General features: G+C 55.6%; 1 protein-coding gene. It reads left to right on the top strand.

All coding sequences use genetic code 11. The annotated features are described in order from the left end of the window. On the top strand, positions 1–339 hold a 339-nt coding region (locus tag HX873_RS31535), incomplete at its 5' end, for an N-acetyltransferase (protein ID WP_177123883.1). Between the last annotated feature and the right edge of the window lie 138 nt (positions 340–477).

Below are 477 nucleotides of genomic sequence, written 5' to 3'. Positions count from 1 at the left end.
CTGGCCAAGCGTGCCCACGCGTTCAGTGTGCTGGCCTTTGTCGGCGGTACGCCGGCCGGCCTGGTGAACTGCTTTGAAGGGTTTTCCACCTTTGCCTGCCGCCCGCTGGTCAACGTGCACGACGTGGTGGTGATGGATCAATTCCGTGGCCTGGGGCTGAGTCAGAAGATGCTGCAAAAGGTCGAGGAAATTGCTCGCCAGCGCGGTTGCTGCAAGATCACCCTCGAGGTGCTGGAAGGCAACGCCGTGGCGCAGTCGGCGTATCGAAAGTTTGGGTTTGATGATTCGGTATTTGACCCGCAACATGGCCGGATGTTGTTCTGGAGCAAGCCGCTTTAATTAATGTTTATTTACTTAAAGGAAAAAAAAGGCGCCAGCAAGTGGCGCCAAATTGACCTTGGCTATCAGAGCGGAATAGCACAGGTACTGCGGGTAAATCAGCTGTTCGGTGTGTTGGTAGTTTGGTCGGCCGTTGCC

It is taken from the genome of Pseudomonas sp. P7758 (genome assembly GCF_013386485.1).
GTDB lineage: Bacteria > Pseudomonadota > Gammaproteobacteria > Pseudomonadales > Pseudomonadaceae > Aquipseudomonas.
This window is presented reverse-complemented; position numbering and strand designations above follow the sequence as displayed.